Annotated in this window: 16 protein-coding genes; 6 read left to right on the top strand and 10 right to left on the bottom strand. The window is 56.2% G+C overall.

All coding sequences use genetic code 11. The annotated features are described in order from the left end of the window. Nucleotides 1–20: 20 nt before the first annotated feature. From cmk to purU, 7 genes are all read right to left on the bottom strand, one after another. Entirely contained in the window at nucleotides 21–701 is a 681-nt protein-coding gene (cmk, locus tag QLQ17_RS16785; protein ID WP_283210764.1) for a (d)CMP kinase, read from the bottom strand. Continuing rightward, on the bottom strand, nucleotides 698–2,938 hold the full coding sequence (locus QLQ17_RS16780) for a bifunctional prephenate dehydrogenase/3-phosphoshikimate 1-carboxyvinyltransferase (protein WP_283210763.1): 2,241 nt from the start codon (nucleotides 2,936–2,938) through the stop codon (nucleotides 698–700). Before QLQ17_RS16780 ends, cmk begins: the two co-directional genes overlap by 4 nt. Further along, nucleotides 2,939–4,072, bottom strand: coding sequence for a histidinol-phosphate transaminase (gene hisC / locus QLQ17_RS16775; protein ID WP_283210762.1), 1,134 nt, complete (start codon nucleotides 4,070–4,072; stop codon nucleotides 2,939–2,941). Nucleotides 4,073–4,074: 2 nt separating this feature from the next. Continuing rightward, a complete protein-coding gene (gene pheA / locus QLQ17_RS16770) occupies nucleotides 4,075–5,172 on the bottom strand; it encodes a prephenate dehydratase (RefSeq protein ID WP_283210761.1) in 1,098 nt (365 codons plus the stop codon). 2 nt (nucleotides 5,173–5,174) lie between these two features. Continuing rightward, nucleotides 5,175–6,257 (bottom strand): 3-phosphoserine/phosphohydroxythreonine transaminase, encoded by a 1,083-nt coding sequence (serC, locus tag QLQ17_RS16765; RefSeq protein WP_283210760.1) that lies wholly within the window; start codon nucleotides 6,255–6,257, stop codon nucleotides 5,175–5,177. Beyond that, nucleotides 6,241–8,895, bottom strand: a complete 2,655-nt coding sequence (gene gyrA / locus QLQ17_RS16760) for a DNA gyrase subunit A (RefSeq protein WP_283210759.1) — start codon at nucleotides 8,893–8,895, stop codon at nucleotides 6,241–6,243. Before gyrA ends, serC begins: the two co-directional genes overlap by 17 nt. A 141-nt stretch (nucleotides 8,896–9,036) precedes the next feature. Then, nucleotides 9,037–9,891: a formyltetrahydrofolate deformylase gene (purU, locus tag QLQ17_RS16755; protein ID WP_283210758.1), complete on the bottom strand. Its 855-nt coding sequence runs from the start codon at nucleotides 9,889–9,891 to the stop codon at nucleotides 9,037–9,039. Between the two features lie 141 nt (nucleotides 9,892–10,032). On the opposite strand from purU, the gene ggt reads away from it, so the two are divergent. After that, entirely contained in the window at nucleotides 10,033–11,784 is a 1,752-nt protein-coding gene (gene ggt, locus QLQ17_RS16750; RefSeq protein ID WP_502867401.1) for a gamma-glutamyltransferase, read from the top strand. A 29-nt stretch (nucleotides 11,785–11,813) separates the two neighbouring features. Next, nucleotides 11,814–12,062 (top strand): hypothetical protein, encoded by a 249-nt coding sequence (locus QLQ17_RS16745; RefSeq protein WP_283210756.1) that lies wholly within the window; start codon nucleotides 11,814–11,816, stop codon nucleotides 12,060–12,062. Between the two features lie 19 nt (nucleotides 12,063–12,081). Here the strand turns inward: QLQ17_RS16745 and QLQ17_RS16740 are convergent, their stop codons facing one another. Together QLQ17_RS16740 and yghU are read right to left on the bottom strand one after the other, a co-directional pair. Then, on the bottom strand, nucleotides 12,082–13,665 hold the full coding sequence (locus QLQ17_RS16740; RefSeq protein WP_283210755.1) for a PQQ-dependent sugar dehydrogenase: 1,584 nt from the start codon (nucleotides 13,663–13,665) through the stop codon (nucleotides 12,082–12,084). A gap of 7 nt (nucleotides 13,666–13,672) precedes the next feature. Continuing rightward, a complete protein-coding gene (gene yghU / locus QLQ17_RS16735; RefSeq protein ID WP_283210754.1) occupies nucleotides 13,673–14,554 on the bottom strand; it encodes a glutathione-dependent disulfide-bond oxidoreductase in 882 nt (293 codons plus the stop codon). A 525-nt stretch (nucleotides 14,555–15,079) separates the two neighbouring features. Between yghU and QLQ17_RS16730 the strand changes: the two genes are divergently transcribed. Further along, entirely contained in the window at nucleotides 15,080–15,637 is a 558-nt protein-coding gene (locus QLQ17_RS16730; RefSeq protein WP_283210753.1) for a PEP-CTERM sorting domain-containing protein, read from the top strand. Nucleotides 15,638–15,760: 123 nt separating this feature from the next. On the opposite strand, the gene QLQ17_RS16725 is transcribed toward QLQ17_RS16730, so the two are convergent. Continuing rightward, nucleotides 15,761–16,111: a 4a-hydroxytetrahydrobiopterin dehydratase gene (locus QLQ17_RS16725; protein ID WP_283210752.1), complete on the bottom strand. Its 351-nt coding sequence runs from the start codon at nucleotides 16,109–16,111 to the stop codon at nucleotides 15,761–15,763. A gap of 121 nt (nucleotides 16,112–16,232) precedes the next feature. Between QLQ17_RS16725 and imuA the strand changes: the two genes are divergently transcribed. Genes imuA through QLQ17_RS16710 form a run of 3 tightly spaced genes read left to right on the top strand, consistent with a single transcriptional unit; the run spans nucleotide 16,233 to nucleotide 21,484 of the window. Continuing rightward, the gene (imuA, locus tag QLQ17_RS16720; RefSeq protein ID WP_283210751.1) at nucleotides 16,233–16,922 is read left to right on the top strand and encodes a translesion DNA synthesis-associated protein ImuA; all 690 of its coding nucleotides are present in this window, start codon (nucleotides 16,233–16,235) and stop codon (nucleotides 16,920–16,922) included. A 5-nt stretch (nucleotides 16,923–16,927) separates the two neighbouring features. Next, a complete protein-coding gene (locus QLQ17_RS16715; RefSeq protein WP_283210750.1) occupies nucleotides 16,928–18,349 on the top strand; it encodes a Y-family DNA polymerase in 1,422 nt (473 codons plus the stop codon). Between the two features lie 15 nt (nucleotides 18,350–18,364). After that, entirely contained in the window at nucleotides 18,365–21,484 is a 3,120-nt protein-coding gene (locus tag QLQ17_RS16710; protein ID WP_502867400.1) for an error-prone DNA polymerase, read from the top strand. Nucleotide 21,485 lies beyond the last annotated feature (1 nt).

Here is a 21,485-nt window from a genome sequence, read left to right as displayed (position 1 = left end):
TCAACAACAAAAAGGTGCGGTCAGGCCTGGCCTGCTGCGGCCATACACCTGTCCAACACCTCTTCTATGCTCAAACCTGTGGAATCAATGACTTGCGCATCGTCAGCAGGCTTCAGCGGGGCGGCAGAGCGGTTCATATCTCGCTCATCTCTCGCCCGTATCTCCTCTAAAAGGGCGTCAATACTAACACTGACCCCAGCATCCTTCAACTGGCTATAGCGTCTCTGAGCACGCTCTTCGGCACTCGCCGTCAGAAAGATTTTCACCGGTGCATCAGGAAATATCACGGTACCCATGTCACGACCATCGGCCACCAGACCCGGCATGATCCGAAAATCTCTCTGGCGCTGCAAAAGCGCGTCCCTTACGGGCTGTATCACCGCCACTTTGGATGCATCGTCACCGCAGGATTCGGTACGAACTTCTGCGGTCACATCGTCGCCCGCCAGAAAGACTTTTACGGGCTCCCCTGGAGGTGTTGGCTCAAAGGCCACATCCAGACCGGCGGCAACCTTCACCAGCGCTGGCTCGTCATCCAACGCAACGTTCGCACGGCTTGCGGCCAATGCGGTTAACCGGTAAAGCGCGCCGCTGTCCAACAGATGCCAGCCCAGCTTCTTTGCCAACATCTGAGTAATGGTGCCTTTTCCAGAGCCGCCAGGGCCATCTACGGTAATGACTGGAATATCAGTGTCGCTCACTCATCTGCTCCCTCTGGCCCGTCAGATTCCACTTTCAGGCCGGTTTTACACGCCAGCTCGACAAACCCGGGAAAAGAGGTCGCGACATTGGCACAGTCGGTGATTTCGATTTCACCGCCTGCCCGCAACGAGGCCACGGAAAACGCCATTGCAATGCGATGGTCGCCATGGCTGTTTACTCGGCCCTGCCCAATGGGCTGACCACCATCAATGACGATGCCATCCTGGGTCACGGTGGTTTCAACGCCCAGTGCTTCGAGACCATCGGCCATCACCTGAATGCGATCACTTTCCTTCACACGGAGCTCTTCCGCCCCACGCAACACCGTCCGCCCTTTCGCACAGGCAGCTGCAATAAACAATACCGGAAATTCGTCAATCGCCAGGGGCACCTGATCCTCCGGTATATCAATGCCCGACAGCTCAGCAGAGCGAACCCGCAAATCGGCCACGGGTTCGCCACCGATGATGCGCTCGTCTAGCACTTCGATGTCAGCTCCCATCTTGCGCAGAATCGTAACCACGCCCATTCGCGTTGGGTTCATGCCGACGTGGCGCAATATCAGATCTGATTCTGGAGAGATGCTGGCTGCCACCAGAAAGAACGCTGCTGACGAAATATCTGCCGGTACGTCGATTTCCGTCGCGGTGAGTTGACCACCACCAGCGACGCTGGCCGTGGCGCTGTCACGATGCACATGGTATCCGAAACCTTCCAGCATCCTTTCCGTGTGATCCCGAGTCGGCGCAGGCTCTGTAACAGACGTCAGCCCATCGGCATAGAGTCCGGCAAGAAGCAGGCAGGACTTGACCTGAGCGCTGGCGACCGGCATGTCGTAATGGATCCCCGTCAGCGCCTGGCCGCCCCGAATCTTCAGTGGCGGCTTGCCGCCCTCTGCGGTTTCAATAATGGCGCCCATGGCACGCAATGGGTCCGCGACCCGACCCATCGGTCGTTTGGACAGACTCTCGTCACCCGTCAGCTCAGAATCAAAGCTCTGCGCTGCCAACAGGCCAGAAAACAAGCGCATGGCGGTGCCGGAGTTGCCGAGATACAGCGGGCCACGTGGCGCCTGCAGCCCCCGGATACCAACACCATGGATGCGCACATAGCCATGGTTGGGACCCTCAATGGTGACGCCCATGTCACGGAACGCCTGCAAGGTCGCCAGGCTGTCCTCGCCTTCCAGAAAGCCTTTTACTTCGGTTATTCCATCTGCCAGTGCACCCAGCATGATGGAGCGATGGGAGATGGATTTGTCACCCGGCACTCGTATATCACCGGTAATCGGACCACCGGGCTGAACCCGGAACGTTACCTGTTTCTGAGGGTTCTTTGTCACGTAAGCCTGCCCCGAAAGCATTTTCGAAAAGTGTTCTCGCGCCGCCTTGGCGCGGCTGAATACCTGCAACAAGGTCGCGCTATCCTGATCCGCAATGGCGGATCGCAGTCGGTCAAGGTCACGACTGAAATGGTCGATCACCCGAAGAACCGCGTCCTTGTTTGATAAAAAAATGTCGTGCCACATCACCGGATCACTGGCCGCAATGCGGGTGAAGTCACGAAAACCTCCGGCCGCATAGCGAAATATATCCAGGTTCTCGTCTTCCCCTGCAAGCGTGTCCACCAGGGAAAACGCGATCAGGTGTGGTAGATGGCTGGTGGCCGCCAGCACTTCGTCGTGATACGCGACCGACATGGTGAGTACGGTTGCCCCACACCCTTCCCAGAGCGCGGAGAGCTTTCTGACCTGCGCCTCTGGAACCACGTCGCCCGGAGTAAGGATCACTTTGTGATTGGCAAACAGCTCCGGATTCGCTGCCCTGATACCACTCTTTTCGGAACCGGCAATCGGGTGGCCGGGAATGACGTTTGCTGGAAGCTCACCAAAAACGGCTTTTACATCATTCACAAAGCTGGTTTTGGTACTGCCAACGTCCGTCAGAATGGCATCCGGGGAGAGCACCGGGCGAATCTTCTGGAGAACATCCCTGGTTGCTTTGACAGGCACTGCCAGTACAACAAGGTCTGCACCGGTGACCGCTTCTTCAACCGAACCAGCCACCTCGTCAATCACACCCAGCTGTTTACCCAATGCGGGCTCTTCGTGCCTCTTGTCGACACCGATCACTGTCCCTGCCAGGCCATTGCGCCTGATAGCAGCGGCCAGAGAACCACCAATCAGCCCAAGGCCAATCACAGCAACACGCTTAAAGAGTGGTTGAGAATCCGACATTTACGCCTCTGCCCTGCCCAGCGCCACCTTCAACGCATCAATAAACCGGGCATTCTCGTCTGGCAACCCAATGGAAACCCGCAGGTGGTTTGGCATCCCATAACCGCCAACCGGGCGCACAATAACACCCTGCTCCAACAGCGATTGATTGATCCCTGATGCATTTGGCCCCACATCGACACTGATAAAATTGCCAGCCGAAGGAATGTAATCAAGGCCCAACTCCGCAAATGCAGACTCCAGTTGTTTCATTCCGCGCGCATTGATTTCACAGGATTTGCGAAGATACTCCTCGTCACCCAGTACCGCTGTGGCCGCCGCCATGGCTACTGAATCAACATTAAAAGGTTGGCGTACCCGATTGAGAATATTCGTTATTTCTGGCGAACAAATACTGTACCCCACCCGCAGCGCCGCCAGTCCCCAGGCTTTAGAGAAGGTTCTGGTGACAATCAGATTTGGATAACGCGGGAGCAGATCCAGACCATCTGGCAAGTCACTGGTTACGTCGCCTTCCATATATTCACAGTAGGCTTCGTCCAGAACAACCAGCACATTGGAAGGTATTCGATCCAGAAAGGCTTCGATGGCGGCTTTGCCATGAAAGGTGCCCGTCGGGTTATTGGGGTTCGCCACGAAGACCAGCTTCGTGCGATCAGTGACAGCGCTGGCCATGGCATCCAGATCATGCCCATAGTCGACAGCCGGTACCGAAACACCACGTGCGCCAATGGCCTGGGTAACCAGAGGGTAAACCGCAAACGCATACTGTGAGTAGACAACATCGTCTCCGGGCGCGACGAAACAACGGGTTATCACTTCAAGAACGTCATTCGAACCGTTGCCCAATGTAATCTGGTCCGGCTTGACACCATAGCGTTTGCACAACGACTGCTTGAGATAATAGCCATTGCCATCGGGATAACGCGTCAGCTCTGTAAGCGCGTCTCGGGCAGCGGCAAGGGCCGAGTCTGCAGGGCCCAGCGGGTTCTCATTGCTGGCGAGCTTGACGATGGATTTCGGGTCCAGCCCCAGCTCGCGGGCGAGCTCGTCCACCGGTTTACCCGGCTGATACGGCGAAAGTGCCTGTACACCGGTTACCGCCAGGCTTTGCATATCGTTCCCGGACGTCATGGCTAAAGCACTCCGATGGGATAGGACCCCAGACGCTTCAGCTCGACGGCCTCTTCATCGATTTCCTCCAGCACCTTTGCCACCTGCGAATCCTCGTAGTGCCCTTCAAAGTCGATGTAGAACACGTACGCCCAGGTGCCACTGGGTGATGGCCGGGTTTCAATTCGGGTCAGGCTGAGGCCGTGCTTATGGAACGGCTCAAGAAGCTGATAAAGCGCACCCGGCTTGTTCCTCATGGATACAAGGATGGACGACTTATCGCTGCCACTGGCCGGAACTTCCTCACGTCCGATAATCAGGAAACGTGTGGTGTTATCCGGGCGGTCCTCAATGCTGGAGGCCAGCATGTCCAGGCCATAGAGTTCAGCCGCCATGTCACCGGCAATAGCGGCTGATCCGGGTTCTTCCGCAGCACGGCGGGCGGCCTCCGCATTACTGCTTACGGTAACCCGCTCAATGCCATGCCGGTGGGTGTCCAGCCACTGACGACATTGCGCAAAAGACTGCTGGTGCGAATAGATCCGGACGATTTCCTGATCATCGTGCTTTGGCGACACGAGCAGGTGATGATGAATACGCAATTGCACCTCGCCACAAATCTTCAGCGGCGAAGACATGAACATGTCCAGCGTATGGTTAATCATGCCTTCGGTGGAGTTCTCCACCGGCACTACACCGTAATGAGCGGCACCGGATTCCACTTCCCGGAACACGGCATCAATCGCCGGCAACGGCACACTGACCACCGAATGACCAAAGTGTTTGAGCGCTGCAGCCTGGGTAAAGGTGCCCATGGGCCCCAGGAAAGCAATGTGCATGGGTTTTTCAAGGGCCAGGCACGCAGACATAATCTCACGGAACAGACGCGCCATTTCCTCACCAGACAGCGGGCCAGGATTGTTGTCCTTGATACGGCGCAGCACCTGAGCCTCTCGCTCTGGCCGGTAGAAGAACACGTCCTCACCGGGGTTGGCTTCCATTTTGACCCGAGCCACTTCCTGCGCACATTCAGCCCGCTGGCTGATGCGCTGCATTATTTCCTGATCCAGGCGGTCGATTTCGTCTCTCAATTGCCCCAGACGGGCCTGCTCATCGCTCATGCTCAGCCGCGCTCCCTGGCAAATTCCGCCATGTAATCAATCAGCGCATCAACACCCGCCTCGGGCATCGCGTTGTAAATGCTTGCGCGCATACCACCCACAGAGCGATGGCCTTTCAGGTTCAATAGGCCACGGGCATCCGCGCCTTTCAGGAAGTCACCGTTAAGCGCATCGTCCGCCAGCGTGAACGGGACGTTCATCCAGGAACGGAAGCGCGGTTCGATCGGGTTGGCGTAAAAATCGTTGGCATCCACGAAATCGTAGAGCTTACCGGCTTTACGCTGGTTGATTTTGCCCATGGCTTCAACGCCGCCCTGGGCTTTCAGCCACTTGAACACCAGTCCTGCCAGATACCAGGAATAAGTGGAAGGCGTGTTGTACATGGAATCGTTATCCGCCATGACCTGATAATTCATCATGGTGGGCGTTTCCTTGCGGGCATTGCCAAGCAAATCTTTGCGGACGATGACCACAACCAGTCCGGACGGCCCGATGTTCTTCTGGGCACCGGCGTAGATCAGACCGAATTTCGACACGTCGATCGGACGCGACAACATGGTGGATGAATAATCGGCCACCAGTGGCACTGAGCCGGTCTCAGGAACGAAATCGAACTCAAGCCCGCCAATGGTTTCATTTGGCGTGTAGTGAAGATAAGCCGCATCAGGCGAGCACTGCCATTCAGACTGGTCGGGTACGTTTATAAAATTAGCGTCCTCGCTACTGGCCACGACGTTCACATTGCCAAAGCGGCGAGCTTCGGCAATGGCTTTCTTGGACCAGATACCTGTGTTGACATAGTCCGCCGTGGCGTCAGCCGCCATCAGGTTCAGCGGCACGGTGGCGAACTGACTGGACGCACCACCCTGCATGAACAGCACAGCATAGTCGTCCGGCACACCCGCCAGGTCGCGAAGGTCCTGCTCGGCCGTTTTAGCGATGCTCACAAACTCATCGCTGCGATGGCTCATCTCCATCACAGACATGCCTGTGCCCTGCCAATCCAGCATTTCGTCACGGGCCTGCTTCAGCACCTCTTCAGGCAGCGTGGCCGGGCCCGCACAAAAGTTATACGCCCTGGTCATTATCCTCACCACCTGCTTCGTCGGCACCATCCGAGCCTGCGCTTTCGCCGGCCTCACCAGATTCAACGCTATCGGTCTCCACGTCTTCCGCATCGACGTCTTCAGCGTCTGTTTCAGCAATACGCTCAACACCCACCAGCCGCTCGTCTTCCTGGCTCAGTTTGATCAAACGTACACCCTGCGTGTTCCGGCTCAGGATCGACACTTCATTGGTTCCGGTTCTTACCAGTGTGCCCTTGTCCGAAATCAACATCATTTCGTCGCCTTCAAACAGCTGAAGCGCTGCTACAAGGTTGCCGTTTCGCTCAGAGCATTGCATGGCAATAACGCCCTGACTGCCACGGCTGTAAGTCGGGAACTCTTCAAACGAGGTGCGTTTGCCGTAGCCGTTCTCACTGGCCGTCAGCAGCACAGAACCTTCCTGCGGGATAATCAACGACACCACACTGTGGCCTTCCGGCATACGGATACCACGAACACCGCGCGCTGTACGGCTCATTGGTCGAACCGCTTCTTCGTTAAACCGGACGGCCTTACCCGCAGAGGAGAACAGCATGACTTCGGCATCGCCTTTGGTGATGGCCGTACCGATCAGGGTATCGCCCTCGTCCAGATTCAGTGCGATCAGGCCGCTGCTGCGTGGCCGTGAGAAGTTCGGCAACGGTGTTTTCTTCACAACACCGGCCGAGGTGGCCATCAATACAAACTGATCTTCCGGATAATCCCGCACCGGCAGGAAGGTGGTGATACGCTCGCCCTCTTCCAGAGGCAGGATGTTCACCATCGGACGACCACGGGATGCCCGACTGGCGCGCGGAATCTCAAACACTCGCAACCAGTAAACCTTGCCACGATTGGAGAAACACAGAATGGTGTCATGGGAATTGGCCACCAACAGCTTCTCGACAAAATCCTCGTCTTTCATGGACGTTGCGGCTTTACCGCGACCGCCACGGCGCTGGGCCTGATAATCCTCGACCGCCTGGGTTTTGGCGTAGCCACCGTGAGAAATGGTGACCACCAGGTCTTCTTCGTCAATCAAATCGGCAACCGTCAGATCACGCTTAGAGCTGGTAATTTCGGTAAGGCGCTCGTCTCCGAATTCACTGACGACGGCTTCCAGTTCTTCACGGATAACCTGCATCAGGCGCTCCGGGTTACCCAGGATATCCAGCAGGTCAGCGATTTTTTCCAGAATTTCTTTGTACTCATTCTGCAGCTTCTCGGTTTCAAGACCGGTCAAGCGATGCAGACGGAGATCCAGAATGGCCTGAGCCTGCTCTGGGGACAGGTGATAAAGCCCATTACGCAGGCCATAGATCTCTGGCAGATCATCCGGACGGCAGGCATCTTCACCGGCACGCTCCAGCATGGCGAGCACATCGCCAGGTGCCCACCCCTGAGCCATCAGCTTTTCTTTGGCTTCAGCGGCTGCAGGTGAGGATTTGATCAGAGCAATGATTTCATCGATGTTCGCCAGTGCAACGGTCAGGCCTTCCAGAATGTGACCGCGCTCGCGCGCTTTACGCAACTCATAGATGGTGCGACGAGTCACCACTTCCCGGCGATGACGGACAAACGCATCCAGCATCTGCTTGAGGTTTAGAATTTTTGGCTCGCCATTGATCAGCGCCACCATGTTAATGCCAAAAACCGTCTGCAGTTGGGTCTGGGCGAACAGGTTGTTGATCACAACCTCCGGGTTTTCTCCCCGGCGCAGTTCAATCACCACACGAATGCCTTCCTTGTTGGACTCGTCCCGCAGTTCGGAGATGCCCTCAAGGCGCTTTTCCTTGACCAGCTCAGCGATTTTCTCGATCAATCGAGCTTTGTTGAGCTGATACGGCAGCTCAGTGATGATGATGGCATCGCGATTGGTTTTCTTGTCGTGTTCGATTTCGTGGCGAGCGCGGATATAAATGCGGCCACGGCCTGTGCGATAGGCTTCAACGATACCGGCACGACCATTGATGATGCCCTGAGTTGGAAAATCCGGGCCCGGAATGTGCTCCATCAAGTCATCGATGGTCATATCCGGATTGTCGATCAGCGCCAGGCAGCCATTCACGATTTCTGTCAGGTTATGAGGCGGAATATTGGTTGCCATACCCACCGCAATACCGGAAGAACCATTCACCAGCAGGTTGGGAATCCGCGTGGGCAGCACATCTGGAATCTGTTCGGTGCCGTCGTAGTTGGCAACGTAATCAACGGTTTCCTTGTCCAGGTCCGCCAGCAGGGAATGGGCGATCTTTTCCATGCGGATTTCGGTGTAACGCATCGCAGCAGCGTTGTCGCCGTCGATGGAACCAAAGTTACCCTGGCCATCCACCAGCGGATACCTCAGCGAGAACGGCTGAGCCATTCGAACGATGGTGTCGTAAACCGCAGAATCACCGTGAGGGTGATATTTACCAATGACATCACCCACAACACGGGCAGACTTCTTGTAAGCCTTGTTCCAGTCGTTGTTAAGCTCGGACATCGCGAACAACACGCGGCGATGCACCGGCTTCAGGCCATCCCGTACGTCCGGTAGTGCGCGGCCGACGATGACGCTCATGGCGTAATCCAGATAGGACTGTTTTAGCTCGTCTTCAATATTGACCGGCAGGATCTCTTTGGCTAATTCACCCATCGAGAAAGGTTCCTTTGAATTTGCTGGAAGTCGTTTCAGGGCCGCTTATCGGGCCCCATAGTTATTCTTTAACAAGCCGCCAATGCTACCACATTCAATCCCTTAGCGGGGCATGTGGTAGAGAGGCACGTGGTGGCCTGGTCAGCTGAAAACCACCGTCTTGTTCTCGTAGGTGATTACTCGGTCCTCTATATGGGCCCGCAGACCACGGGAAAGCACGCTTTTTTCCACATCCTTGCCCTTGCGCACCATGTCTTCAATGGAGTCGCTGTGGCTGATCCGAATCACGTCCTGTTCGATGATAGGGCCCTCATCCAGATCCTGCGTCACATAGTGGCACGTGGCGCCAATCAGCTTCACACCCCGGCTATAGGCCTGATGGTAGGGCCGCGCCCCTGCAAAGGACGGAAGGAAACTGTGATGGATGTTGATCACCCGGCCTGCGTACTTCTCACAAAGACTGCTGGGCAGAATTTGCATATATCGGGCCAGCACAACCACTTCAGTGCCGTACTGCTCGATCAATCCATCAATCTCCGCAAATGCCTCATCGCGATTGCTCTGGTTCACCGAAATGCAGTGGTAGGGAATGTCGTGCCATTCCACCATACGGCGCAGGTCCTCATGGTTGGAAATCACCGCCACGATTTCGGCATTGATTTCGCCGCTGTGCCACCGATGCAGCAGATCCGCCACACAGTGGGACTCCTTGCTGCACATCAGCACCACTTTTTTAGGCTGGGCGGAATCGGCAATGTGCCAATTCATGTTGAATTCGCGGGCAATCGGCTCAAATGCAATGCGAAACTGGTCCAGACCGAACGGAATGGAGCTGGCCTTGATCTCATGGCGCATAAAAAACCAGCCGGTATGGGTGTCCGAATGGTGGCTCGCCTCCGTAATCCAGCCGTTGTAGGTCGACAGAAAATTACTGACCTTGGCCACGATTCCGGTCCGGTCCGGGCAGGAAATCACAAGACGATAGGTGTGCTCCATGAAAGCTTTCCTTACTCTGTATCTGGACGAGCGGGCACCTGAACAGGCACCTATAAAATCGACCGGCTATCATAGCCTATCTGAGCATCAGAAACGAGGCAGAAAGAGGGACAATCCATGGACACACGCCACCCAAGGGTCATGCCGGAAAAAGCCGCTACGGGCGGCTTAGCGGCAAGGAAGCTTATAGGCACAGCTGCACTCTTCTGTTGCATCGCCTTATTGCATATTCAAGCCAGTGCTCAAGCGATTCTTGAGGGCGAAAGGTTCAACCCGGTGACCGCCAGCCAGGGCATGGTCGTGACCAGCCATACCCTGGCAACCCAAGTCGCACTGGATGTCCTGAAAGACGGCGGTAACGCCATGGATGCTGCCGTTACCGCAGGTTTTGCACTGGCCGTCACCCAACCCCGATCCGGCAACATCGGGGGCGGCGGTTTCATGCTGTTCTCGCCAGGCAACGGTGAACCGGTAGAAGCCATTGATTACCGCGAAAAAGCCCCGAGAAGGGCGACGGAAACCATGTTCCAGGACGAACAGGGCAACGTGGTACAGAACCGCAGCCGGTTTACCCATAAGGCGGCCGGGGTGCCCGGGACGGTGGCCGGCTTTGCTCTGGCGCTCGAACGTCATGGAACCCTGTCACTCAAACAGGCTCTGGCGCCCGCCATCCGCCTGGCCAGCGAAGGATTTATTGTCCCGGAACGCTTTACTGAAGGACTGGAACAGGCCAGAGACCGGCTGACCCGGTGGCCTGCCACACTGGACACCTTTTATAAGGAGGACGGTTCCGCCTGGCAACCCGGTGAACGATTCAAACAGCCGGATCTGGCAAGAACCCTGAAACGCATCGCTGATCATGGCATTAAGGACTTTTATCAGGGAGAAACCGCGAAACTGATCGTCGATGAAATGCAGCGCAACGATGGGCTGATCACCCTCGAAGACCTGGCAAGTTATCAGCCCGCAATCCGCCAGCCGATTCATGGCACTTATCGTGGGTACGAGGTCTATTCCATGTCACCACCCTCTTCCGGCGGCACGCATATCGTGCAGATTCTCAACATCCTCGAGGGATATCCGATGGCCGAGCTGGGCCATAATTCCGCCGCCAGCATCCACCGAATGGCAGAGACCATGAAACTGGCCTATGCCGACCGGGCGACCTATCTGGGCGATACGGATTTTGTGGAGGTTCCACTGAACGGCCTGACCAGTAAAGAGTACGCGGCTTCCCTTCGCGAAAAAATTGACCTTGAGACGGCCCGCCCCTCTTCTGACATCCAGGCTGGCGATCCAGCGGGCTTTGAAAGCCCCGAAACTACGCACTTTTCAATCGTTGATCGTTGGGGCAACGCCGTTTCCAACACCTACACCATCAATTTCAGCTACGGTTCCGGCATTACCGTGGCTGGCGCGGGCTTCCTGCTGAACAATGAGATGGACGATTTCTCGGCAAAGCCAGGCGTGCCCAATGCCTATGGGCTGATTGGCGGGGAAGCCAATAAAATCGAGCCTGAAAAGCGCATGCTCAGCTCCATGTCTCCGACCATTGTGCGCCGTGATGGCAGGAATTATCTGGTAACTGGCAGCCCCGGCGGTTCGCGGATTATCACAACCACCTTGCAGGTGCTGCTAAATGTGATTGATCATGGGATGAACATACAATCGGCGGTCAGCGTGCCGCGCATCCATCATCAGTGGTTGCCCGATGAAATCCGCATCGAACAAGGCATCAGCGCCGATACCATATCGCTTCTGGAAACCATGGGGCATGACGTTGTTCAGAAATCCTCCATGGGGGCAATCCAGAGCATCCTGATAGAGGACAACGGCAAGCTGACCGGCGGGGCTGATCCCAGGCGCAGCACATCATCGGCCATGGGATTCTGACCCGGGCAACGCCAGACCAAGGAGTCACTATGTACCTGTCCGTGCAACTGAGTTGTTACCCATTGGCAGACGACTACAAGCCGCCCATCTGGGCGCTGATCGACCGCTTGCAGCAAACTCAACTGGAAGTGTATCCGGGCCGAATGAGCACAGAAATCTTCGGTGAGTACGACGAAGTAATGCAGGTGCTGTCCGACACCATGAAGTGGTCGTTCGAGACTTACGGCAAAGCGGTATTTGTGGCCAAGATGATGGAAGGCGACCGCCGGCCGAAGTAATAGCCGGCGACCTGCCCTGTCATCTGGGCGTGACTTTCAGAACCCGGCCATTATCACTGTCTGTCAGTAAATAGATGGCGCCATCCGGGCCAGCTCGTACGTCCCGGATGCGCTCGCCCGGTTCGCTGAACAGAACACCAACCTCCCTGGCCTTCCCGTTCTCCAGGCGGACGCGATGCACTTGCCGCGTCACAAGGCCTCCCACCAGCAAATCGCCATGCCACTGGGGAAACAAGTCTCCGGTGTACAAAGCCATACCTGATGGTGCAATTGACGGCGTCCAGTGTAGCAGTGGTGGCTGAATACCTTCCCTTTCGGTAAAGGGGGATATCCGGGCGCCGGTGTAATCCAGGCCATGAGTGGTAATGGGCCAGCCATAATTCACCCCGGGCCGGATAACATTGATTTCGTCACCTCCGCGGGGCCCATGCTCGTGGGCGATAAGACGATCCTGCTGTTTGTCATACACCAGGCCCTGAACATTGCGATGGCCGTAGCTATAGATTTCCCCCTGAAACTCATTGCTTCCTGCATAGGGATTGTCAGCCGGAACACTGCCATCCGGATTGAGCCGAACAATGCTGCCCAGATGGTTCTCCCGCCGCTGGGCCTGTTCTCGGTAATCAAACCCATCGCCTAACGTCATCACCAGCGTGTTGTCTGGAAGCTGGGCAAGTCGACCTCCGTAATGGGCGTTACCCTCTTTGGCGGGCTGAACCCGAAAGATCTCGGCAAGGTTTCTCAGGCGGTTGCCATCCAGCTCTGCCTTCGCCAGGCAAGCGTGATTTGCCGACTCATTGCCACAGGCATAGCTCAGATAAATCATCCGGCTTTGCTCAAAATCCCGGGCCGGCAACACCTCAAACAGCCCCGCCTGAGCAGATGCGTAAACCTCCGGCACACCGGTGATTGGCTCCAGAACCAACTTCCCCTCGGCCGTCAACATTCGCAACCGCCCTAGCCGTTCGGTGACCAACATTCGACCGTCCGGCAAAAACGCAAGCGACCAGGGGTGCTCCAGCCCTTCTGCCAAGGTGTTTATTGTGTAGTCGGCCGGCTCGTTAGCCAGGGCATCGTTCGTCGGCGCAATCCATCCACCAACGAGGAACAACGCCACTGCCGATAGTGTCGCGGAACGGTTACCTGCACGGTTTCCACCAGTGACCAATACGGCGAATAACCAGCCAGCCAATGCAGCGACAGCCAACATGGCCATCAGCCCTCTCACTCCTCGGGTTGCAGCAATCAGCGTGGGCATGGGTGCCAGTGCATTCACAAGCATCAGAGTAACCCATAACCCAATGGCGGCAGCGAGAGGGTATAACCATACCCGGCTACCACGCCCTGCCCGCCTGGCAATAAAAGACGCCAGGCCTTGTGAGCATAGAAAACTGAGCCCGAACAAAATGGCGTACAACGGGGCGAAATGAATCAAATCCTGAAGACTGGTGCTCAGCGCGGTCTGAAACCCAATCTCTACCCCCAGCGCTTTCAGCGCCTGAAGATTGAATAGGGTCTGTACCAGACTGCCAAGCACCGCCCCGGCTACCAGCGACACCAGAAACGCCAGCACCGACCTTGTCCAGTTAATCGTGGTGGCCATGGTGTCCTCACGAGTGACCAAGTTCGGCCGCCAGCTTATCCTGGGTGCGGTTTTCAAAATCGCTGGCATTGTGCCGCTCAGGAAGCTGCTTTTCCGGATCGCCCCAGATACGGTTCACCATCACGCCGCGTTTCACCGCAGGCCGCTGTTCAAGTTCATCAGCCCAACGCATGACGTTCTTGTAGGTGTGCGCTTCCAGGAATTCTGCGGCATCATAGACCCGGTTTTTTACCAGCGCGCCGTACCAGGGCCAGATCGCCATATCGGCAATGGTGTATTCATCGCCTGCAATGTAGCGGTTGTCGGCCAACTGTCGGTCAAGAACGTCCAGTTGACGCTTCACTTCCATGGTGTAGCGGTTAATCGGGTATTCGTATTTCTCCGGCGCGTAAGCATAGAAATGCCCGAAACCACCACCCAGGAAGGGTGCACTGCCCATCTGCCAGAACAACCAGTTCAGTGTCTCAGTTCTTCCGGCAATGTCTTTGGGAAGGAATTCGCCAAACTTCTCCGCCAGGTAGAGCATCATGGAACCTGATTCGAAAATTCGCAGGGACGGCTCAACACTCTGATCCACCATCGCCGGAATTTTTGAGTTCGGGTTGATCTCCACAAAGCCACTGCCGAATTGCTCGCCTTCAGGAATCTTGATCAGCCAGGCATCGTACTCCGCCTTAGTGATTCCTTTTTCCAGCAGCTCTTCCAACAAGACAGTGACCTTCACACCGTTTGGCGTTGCCAGCGAGTACAGCTGGAAAGGATGCTCGCCCACCGGCAGCTCTTTGTCGTGAGTTGGGCCAGCAACTGGGCGGTTAATACTTGCAAAGCGGCCACCGCTCTCGGATTCCCATTTCCAGACCCTGGGTGGCGTGTAAGTACTGTCACTCATAATGGTTTATCTCCGACGTTCGAATTCGATTGCAATGCATCGACTCATGATTGTGCAAGTCACAAACAGTCTACGATGATTTTTCCTAACTGGGTGTCCGCAAATAAAAAACTTGCGGAAAACCGTGAATAAGCGGCCTCCGCAAGCCGTATTGCGTCCACTTTCTTTACATATTGTCTTTCAACCGTAAAGCATAGATGAATAATGCCTGAATGCCTGAATGCCTGAATGCCTGAATGCCTGAATGCCTAACATTCTGGACTATTAGCGCCGATGACTCTTGCTGGCGAGGCCACTGAAGCACGACTCATCGTGAAGCACGGTGTTGCGAAGGGAGGCCAGAGCTCTTAAGTGTCCGCTTTTTTTACACTCCATTATTTCGCGCCGACACTCGTTCTATATTTTTCTCTTTTTTCATGCACTTAAAATAAAATATAAAAGTGGTCATGTTTTTGCTTATGTAAAGGTTAGATCGACACACGTCGAACAGGGAACGACCCGATTAAAATGCACGAGGAATGAAACATGGACAGCTTGCTCAAAATTGTACTGGCAACATCAATGTTTGCACTTGCGGCAAACGTTTCAGCACTTCCATTAACGCCATACGGTAGCCTTGACACTTTAGAAGCTGAAGGCAGCCCTTCTCCTTCCGACGAGGAGACCTGGATTGAAGGCATTATTGGCGAGATTGATTACACCAAATACGATTATCCTGGTACTTGGACAACTGTGGTCGATGGTTTGAACACGTACTGGGCACTCGACTTTTTTGCAGAGCAGGAAATAGGCGCTGGTCTGACGGAAGGTCCCGCGTACTTCCTGATCAAAACCGGCAGTGGTGCGACCGGCGGCTCGAGCGGAACGTCTGATACGTTTCTCTTCAAAAACAATGACAGCCTTCAATACGCCTTTATCAACCCGGAACTGCTTGGCGTGAGCTCAACAAGCAACGTTGAAGTAATCAGCCACTTTGGTGCCACCGGACCAGGTACCACTGTTCCAGAGCCAGGTACCATCGCGCTCATGATGGTTGGACTGTCTGGTTTATTCGTTGCCCGTCGCCGCAAAGCATCCGCTTAACGGTTATAGACAACGTTATTAGCCTGAATAATGAAAACCGGCCGTAAGGCCGGTTTTTTTGTCCTGCTCAAAATACCTTCACTACCACATTCTTTTCCGATCAGCAGGAAAAGATAGTGCGACCTAAACCTGTAAGTTACTGAATGCTTCATCTGTGCGAGCTGCCAGAACAAAGTCATTCTTGTGCAGGCCATGAATTTCGTGGCTCCACCAGTGCACGGTGACTTTGCCGTATTCCAGGACAATCACAGGGTGATGGTCGACCTCTTCAGCCAGATCCCCGACTTTGTTGGTGAACGCCTGGGCCTGAACGAAGTTTTTCAGCTTGAAAGTACGCTTTAACTGCTCTTCGCCATCGATTTCCACAATATCCCAGTCTGGCACTTCTGCACCCAGGGTGCGTTTTTCCTCTTCGGTTGCTTTGGGTGCGTCCGGGCTGCATGCCTCACATTGGTTTCTCGCCAGTTCGCTCATCTCAACCTCCTGTTCTGTGGATATACAATCAAGGTGGGCTCGAACCTCCCTTTTATCAACCGTCGCTTGAAATTCAACACTGTTCAGAATACTGTATATTTAAACAGTATTTGAGGTTTTCATGAGCGATATTCTGAACACGCTGATGCGGGATTCCCGTGTCTGGCAAGGGCACCGGCAAGGTCACACAAGTCATCCATCAGAGCCCACCGGCTATCAGGTTCTGGACAATCAGCTGGGCGGTATTGGCTGGCCCCGGGGAGCCCTGAGCGAATGTCTGCTGGATGCCTACGGTATTGGCGAACTGCACCTGTTGCTGCCTCTGATGAAAACAGTGGCTGACCGGGGTAAAACGGTCTTCTGGCTGAACCCGCCACATACGCCCTACGCTCCCGCCATGGCACGGGAAGGGGTAAATCTTGATCAGGTGGTGATGGTGCGCACTGACGATCAGGGCGATGTTCTCTGGACACTGGAAAACTGCCTGCGCTCTCCCGCCACCGGCCTGGTGATGGCCTGGCCGGGTAATCTGGCAACCCGGGATATCAGGCGTTTGCAGCTGGCGGCGGAAGCCGGAAGCAATGTCTGCGTGCTGTTCCGTGATCGCCAGTGTGCAGACCAGAACTCACCCGCCGCTCTGCGTTTGGAGCTGGAGCCGGATCATCAACACAATCTGACGGTGAACATCATTAAACGGCGCGGCAGCTGGCCCGGCCAGAATTGTTCTCTGGCCATGGCACACCGGGCAGATCTGTCTTTCAACGAAGCGCCTAGGGTGGTTGAGGGCCCCTGGCCGACATCCAGGCGCTGACTGCCATGCTCTGGTTGTATCTGCACTTTCCTCACCTGTTGCTGGATCATATTCGTCGCAGCCATGAAAAACAGCAGGCCCTGGTTGTGGTGGAAGGCTCTGGCCACAAAGTTCTGCAGGCTTGCCCGGTGGCGCAGTCACAGGGGATTCGCTCGGGCATGCGTCTGAAAACCGCCATCAGCCTGTGCCCACAACTTCAGATAGCCAGGGCAGACCAGCAGCAGGAAACCCGCATTCTGGAAGATCAGGCCCGCTGGCTTTATCGCTATGCCGCCTACATCGTACTGGTGTCACCCGATGGCATCCTGGCGGAAATTGGCAGCCTGCAAAAGCTGTATGGCGGGTTGTCCGCCGTCTGGCAGACCGTTGAGCAGGGGCTGAATGAACGACAACTCAACGCCTGGATTGCCATTGGCCATACTCCCCTGGCCGCCACGCTGATTGCCCGTAGTGGCCAGGGTGAATGCACCGCCGACAGTGGCCATATCCAGCGAACCTTGGGCCAGCTCCCCCTTTTAAAAGCCGGTTTTGATGAAAAAGCCTGCCAACGCCTTCAACGGTTAGGCCTGGACACATTGGGAGACGTGCTGAAATTACCGCCAAAAGAGCTGGCAAAACGGCTGTCCCCGGAAGTGGTGGTGCACATCCAGAAAATTCAGGGCAGCCGGCCAGACCCACAAACACCCTGGCAGCCTCCACACCGGTTTCGTCAGCAAGCGGATTTTGTACAGGACATTGAGCAATCCCAGGGCCTGCTGTTTCCTCTTCAGCGCATGTTACAGGAGCTGGAGGACGATCTATGCTGGCGACAACAGGATACAGACAGCCTACTGCTGATTCTTCAGCACCGTCACGAAGAGCCTACGCGCCTGCGAGTTCGGACATCCGGCCCCGAACACCGGGCCGAGGCCTTCCTGAAACTGATCCAGATACGATTCGATCAGTCGCCTTTGCGAGCACCGGTAATGGCGATGGTTTTGTCGGTACAGCGCTTCATCGATCGGGAAGCTGCCAATGAGCGAGACCTTCTGGGTACCACTCAGGATCTGAACGAAGCCTGGCACACTCTGATCAGCCGCCTGCAGGCCAGGCTAGGCAGTGACGCACTCACCCAACTATCACCACAGGCCGATCATCGCCCGGAACGGGCATGGTCAGCGTCGGACATTTCCCGGCATTCGGGGCACAAATCCTCTGACGATTTTGCCAGTCTACCGCGGCGCCCACTCTGGCTGCTTAAAGGCCCGCAGCCCATTACCGAGGCTCCCTCTGAATGGCTGTCAGGACCGGAACGGATCAGCGGCGGCTGGTGGGATGGCCAGCGGGTACACCGGGACTACTACATTGCCAAGCTGAACAGCGGCCAACTGGCTTGGGTGTTTCATGACGCCCGCGACGGGTGGTTTGTTCATGGCTGGTTTGGATAGCGAATGGCCGGGATGATGGAAACAGTGGCTTACGCAGAACTGGTCTGCTTCAGCAACTTCACCTTTCTGACCGGCGCCTCGCACCCTCACGAGCTGTCGGAGCGGGCCCTGGCGCTGGGCTATAAGGCTCTGGCGGTGACGGATGCCTGCTCTGTGGCCGGCATTCCAAGGGCCTGGGCGGCGGTTAAAGAGCACCCCATCAAACTGATTACCGGCAGCCGCTTTCAGCTGGAAGACGCGCCACCCGGCGCCGCAGCGCCCTGCTTTGTGTTGCTGGCAAAAAACCGCAAGGGTTACGCGCAACTCTGCCAGCTCATCACCACCGGCCGCCGCCGAGCAGAAAAGGGTGATTACCGGCTGTTTTTCCGGGATGTGGAAACCCATGACCTGAACGAATGCCTGTGCCTGTGGCTTCCCCCTTCCCTGACCGACGCAGATGCCGATCAGGCACTGGCCTGTGGCCAGTGGTTGCAGCGGCTGTTTGATCCGGTCTTCTGGGTGGCGGCGTCCCGCTCCCTGGAATCGGGAGAAAAGCAGCAATTGGAACGGGTGCGCTGGCTGGCAGATCACCTGCGCTGCCCGGTCACCGCCGTAGGCGATGTCCACATGCATGCCCGTGACCGGCAGCCGTTACAGGATGTGCTGACAGCCCTGCGAAATCACACCACTCTGGAACAGGCGGGGCATTGCCTGTTCCAGAACGGAGAGCGTTACCTGCGGCCACTGCCCGTATTAAAAAAACTGTTTCCGGAAGCCTGGCTGCGCGAATCCGTAGCCATTGCCAACCAGTGCACTTTTGAACCCGGCAGCCTCCGCTACGAATACCCACCGGATCTGGTGCCCAGCAACGAAACACCGGCCGCGTATCTGAAACGTCTGACACAGGAAGGCGAAAAGCGACGCTACCCGGATGGCACGCCGTTGAAGGTTCAGGGCCTGATTCGCAAAGAGTTGGCCCTGATTTCAGAGATGGCCTATGAGCACTATTTCCTGACCATTCACGACATCGTCGCCTTTGCACGTAGCCAGGACATTCTGTGCCAGGGACGTGGTTCTGCCGCCAACTCAGCGGTTTGCTACTGCCTGGGCATTACCGAGGTCAACCCGGCCAGGGTGGACTTGCTGTTCGAGCGTTTTATTTCCAAAGACCGTAATGAGCCGCCGGATATCGATGTGGATTTCGAGCACCAACGGCGAGAGGAAGTGATTCAGTATATTTACCGGCGCTATGGACGCGAAAGGGCCGCGCTGGCTGCTACCGTGATTCGCTACCGGCCTAAAAGTGCCATCCGGGACGTGGGAAAGGCGCTGGGATTTGACCCGGCACTGGTGGAACAGCTGCTGGACGGCATCGACTGGCGAGACAAAGCCACGGACTGGCGCCAGCAGATTCTGGACAAGCATCTGACCCGCAACCCGAAAGTAGCAAACCAGTTTTTTATACTGGTGAACACCCTGCTCGGCTTTCCCCGACACCTGTCCCAGCATGTCGGCGGATTTGTGATCAGCGCCGGGCCGCTGGCCGATCTGGTGCCCGTCGAAAATGCCGCCATGGCCGACCGCACCGTCATTCAATGGGACAAAGACGATCTGGAAAGCCTGGGCCTGATGAAAGTGGACGTGCTGGCCTTGGGCATGCTGTCTGCCATCCGCCGGGCCCTGGAGTTGATCAGCGAACAGAAAGGCGCGCCTTTCCATATTCAGGATGTACCCCAGGAGGACAAAGCCACCTATCAGATGCTCCAGCAAGGCGACAGCATTGGCGTTTTCCAGGTGGAATCACGCGCCCAGATCAACATGCTGCCCCGGCTCAAGCCAGCCACCTATTACGACCTGGTGGTGGAAGTCGCCATCGTGCGCCCCGGCCCGATTCAGGGCGATATGGTCCATCCTTACCTGCGCCGCAAGCATGGGTTGGAGCCTGTCGACTACCCCAACGATGCCATCCGCAGCGTCCTGGAACGTACCCTGGGTGTGCCGATTTTTCAGGAACAGGTCATCAAACTGGCCATGGTGGCGGCTGGTTTTTCTGCGGGCGAAGCCGATCAACTTCGCCGCGCCATGGCAGCCTGGAAATCCCATGGCGATCTGACCCCTTTCCGCCAGAAACTGATGGACGGCATGCTGCAAAGGGGCCATAGCGAAGACTTCGCAGAGCGCCTGTATCAACAGATTTGTGGATTTGGCGGCTACGGTTTTCCAGAATCCCACGCAGCCAGCTTTGCCCTGTTGGTGTATGTGTCTGCGTGGATCAAATGCCATTATCCCGCAGCTTTCTACTGTGCGTTGTTAAACAGCCAACCCATGGGGTTTTACTCCCCCTCCCAACTGGTACAGGATGCCCGCCGTCACAACGTGATCGTACTGGCGCCGGATGTAAATTACAGCGAGCCGGACCATAGCTTGGAAGGGCCGGAGCGCCATTTGCGGCTTGGATTGCGACAGATTCAGGGGTTATCAGGCGAAGGCGCAGAGCGGCTCTACCAACACCGTCCTGCCGGCGGCTATCAAAGCACTCAGCAGATCCGGCAGCTTGCCGGATTGAACCAGCGGGACATGGAGCTGCTTGCCGGTGCCAACGCAATGCCCGACTTCACCGCCAATCGTCACCAGGCCTACTGGCAACTGCTGGACCACGAACAACCCAGTGCTCTGTTTGCGGCAGAGGCCGCTCCGGCCTACAACAGCGAGCTTTGCCAGCAACTTCCAGAACCTTCAGAAGGCCAGAACATACTCGCCGACTACGCCAGCCAGGGCCTGACCCTACAACGGCACCCCTTGGCCCTGTTACGGGAGCAGGGTCACCTGCGCTTCTGCCAAACCTCTGAACAACTAAAAAACACCAAAAGCGGTATCCCCGTTCAGGTAGCCGGGCTCGTCACCGGCAGACAACGCCCCGGCTCCGCCTCTGGGGTCACCTTCGTCACCCTGGAAGATGAAACCGGTAACGTAAACGTGGTCGTTTGGCTGGCCACAGCACGCAAGCAACGCAAACCCCTGCTTACCGCCAGGCTGCTGCATGTAAAAGGCGTTATAGAAAGACAGGGAGACATTGTTCACGTGATGGCGGGCAAACTGTCGGACCTGACCCACCTGATCAAGACGCTGCCTGTTCATTCCAGAAACTTTCATTAGC

The organism is Marinobacter sp. CHS3-4 (assembly GCF_030053415.1).
Lineage (GTDB): Bacteria > Pseudomonadota > Gammaproteobacteria > Pseudomonadales > Oleiphilaceae > Marinobacter.
Note: the sequence above shows the minus strand (reverse complement) of the source record. Positions and strands in the feature narration are given on the sequence as shown.

Coding starts and splice junctions, on each gene's coding strand:
- QLQ17_RS16780 (WP_283210763.1), bottom strand. CDS start 2,938: ATGTCGGATTCTCAACCACTCTTTAAGCGTGTTGCTGTGATTGGCCTT.
- QLQ17_RS16725 (WP_283210752.1), bottom strand. CDS start 16,111: ATGAGCGAACTGGCGAGAAACCAATGTGAGGCATGCAGCCCGGACGCA.
- hisC (WP_283210762.1), bottom strand. CDS start 4,072: ATGACGTCCGGGAACGATATGCAAAGCCTGGCGGTAACCGGTGTACAG.
- purU (WP_283210758.1), bottom strand. CDS start 9,891: ATGGAGCACACCTATCGTCTTGTGATTTCCTGCCCGGACCGGACCGGA.
- QLQ17_RS16715 (WP_283210750.1), top strand. CDS start 16,928: ATGCTCTGGTTGTATCTGCACTTTCCTCACCTGTTGCTGGATCATATT.
- gyrA (WP_283210759.1), bottom strand. CDS start 8,895: ATGGGTGAATTAGCCAAAGAGATCCTGCCGGTCAATATTGAAGACGAG.
- yghU (WP_283210754.1), bottom strand. CDS start 14,554: ATGAGTGACAGTACTTACACGCCACCCAGGGTCTGGAAATGGGAATCC.
- QLQ17_RS16730 (WP_283210753.1), top strand. CDS start 15,080: ATGGACAGCTTGCTCAAAATTGTACTGGCAACATCAATGTTTGCACTT.
- QLQ17_RS16710 (WP_502867400.1), top strand. CDS start 18,365: ATGGAAACAGTGGCTTACGCAGAACTGGTCTGCTTCAGCAACTTCACC.
- imuA (WP_283210751.1), top strand. CDS start 16,233: ATGAGCGATATTCTGAACACGCTGATGCGGGATTCCCGTGTCTGGCAA.
- serC (WP_283210760.1), bottom strand. CDS start 6,257: ATGACCAGGGCGTATAACTTTTGTGCGGGCCCGGCCACGCTGCCTGAA.
- QLQ17_RS16745 (WP_283210756.1), top strand. CDS start 11,814: ATGTACCTGTCCGTGCAACTGAGTTGTTACCCATTGGCAGACGACTAC.
- ggt (WP_502867401.1), top strand. CDS start 10,033: ATGCCGGAAAAAGCCGCTACGGGCGGCTTAGCGGCAAGGAAGCTTATA.
- pheA (WP_283210761.1), bottom strand. CDS start 5,172: ATGAGCGATGAGCAGGCCCGTCTGGGGCAATTGAGAGACGAAATCGAC.
- QLQ17_RS16740 (WP_283210755.1), bottom strand. CDS start 13,665: ATGGCCACCACGATTAACTGGACAAGGTCGGTGCTGGCGTTTCTGGTG.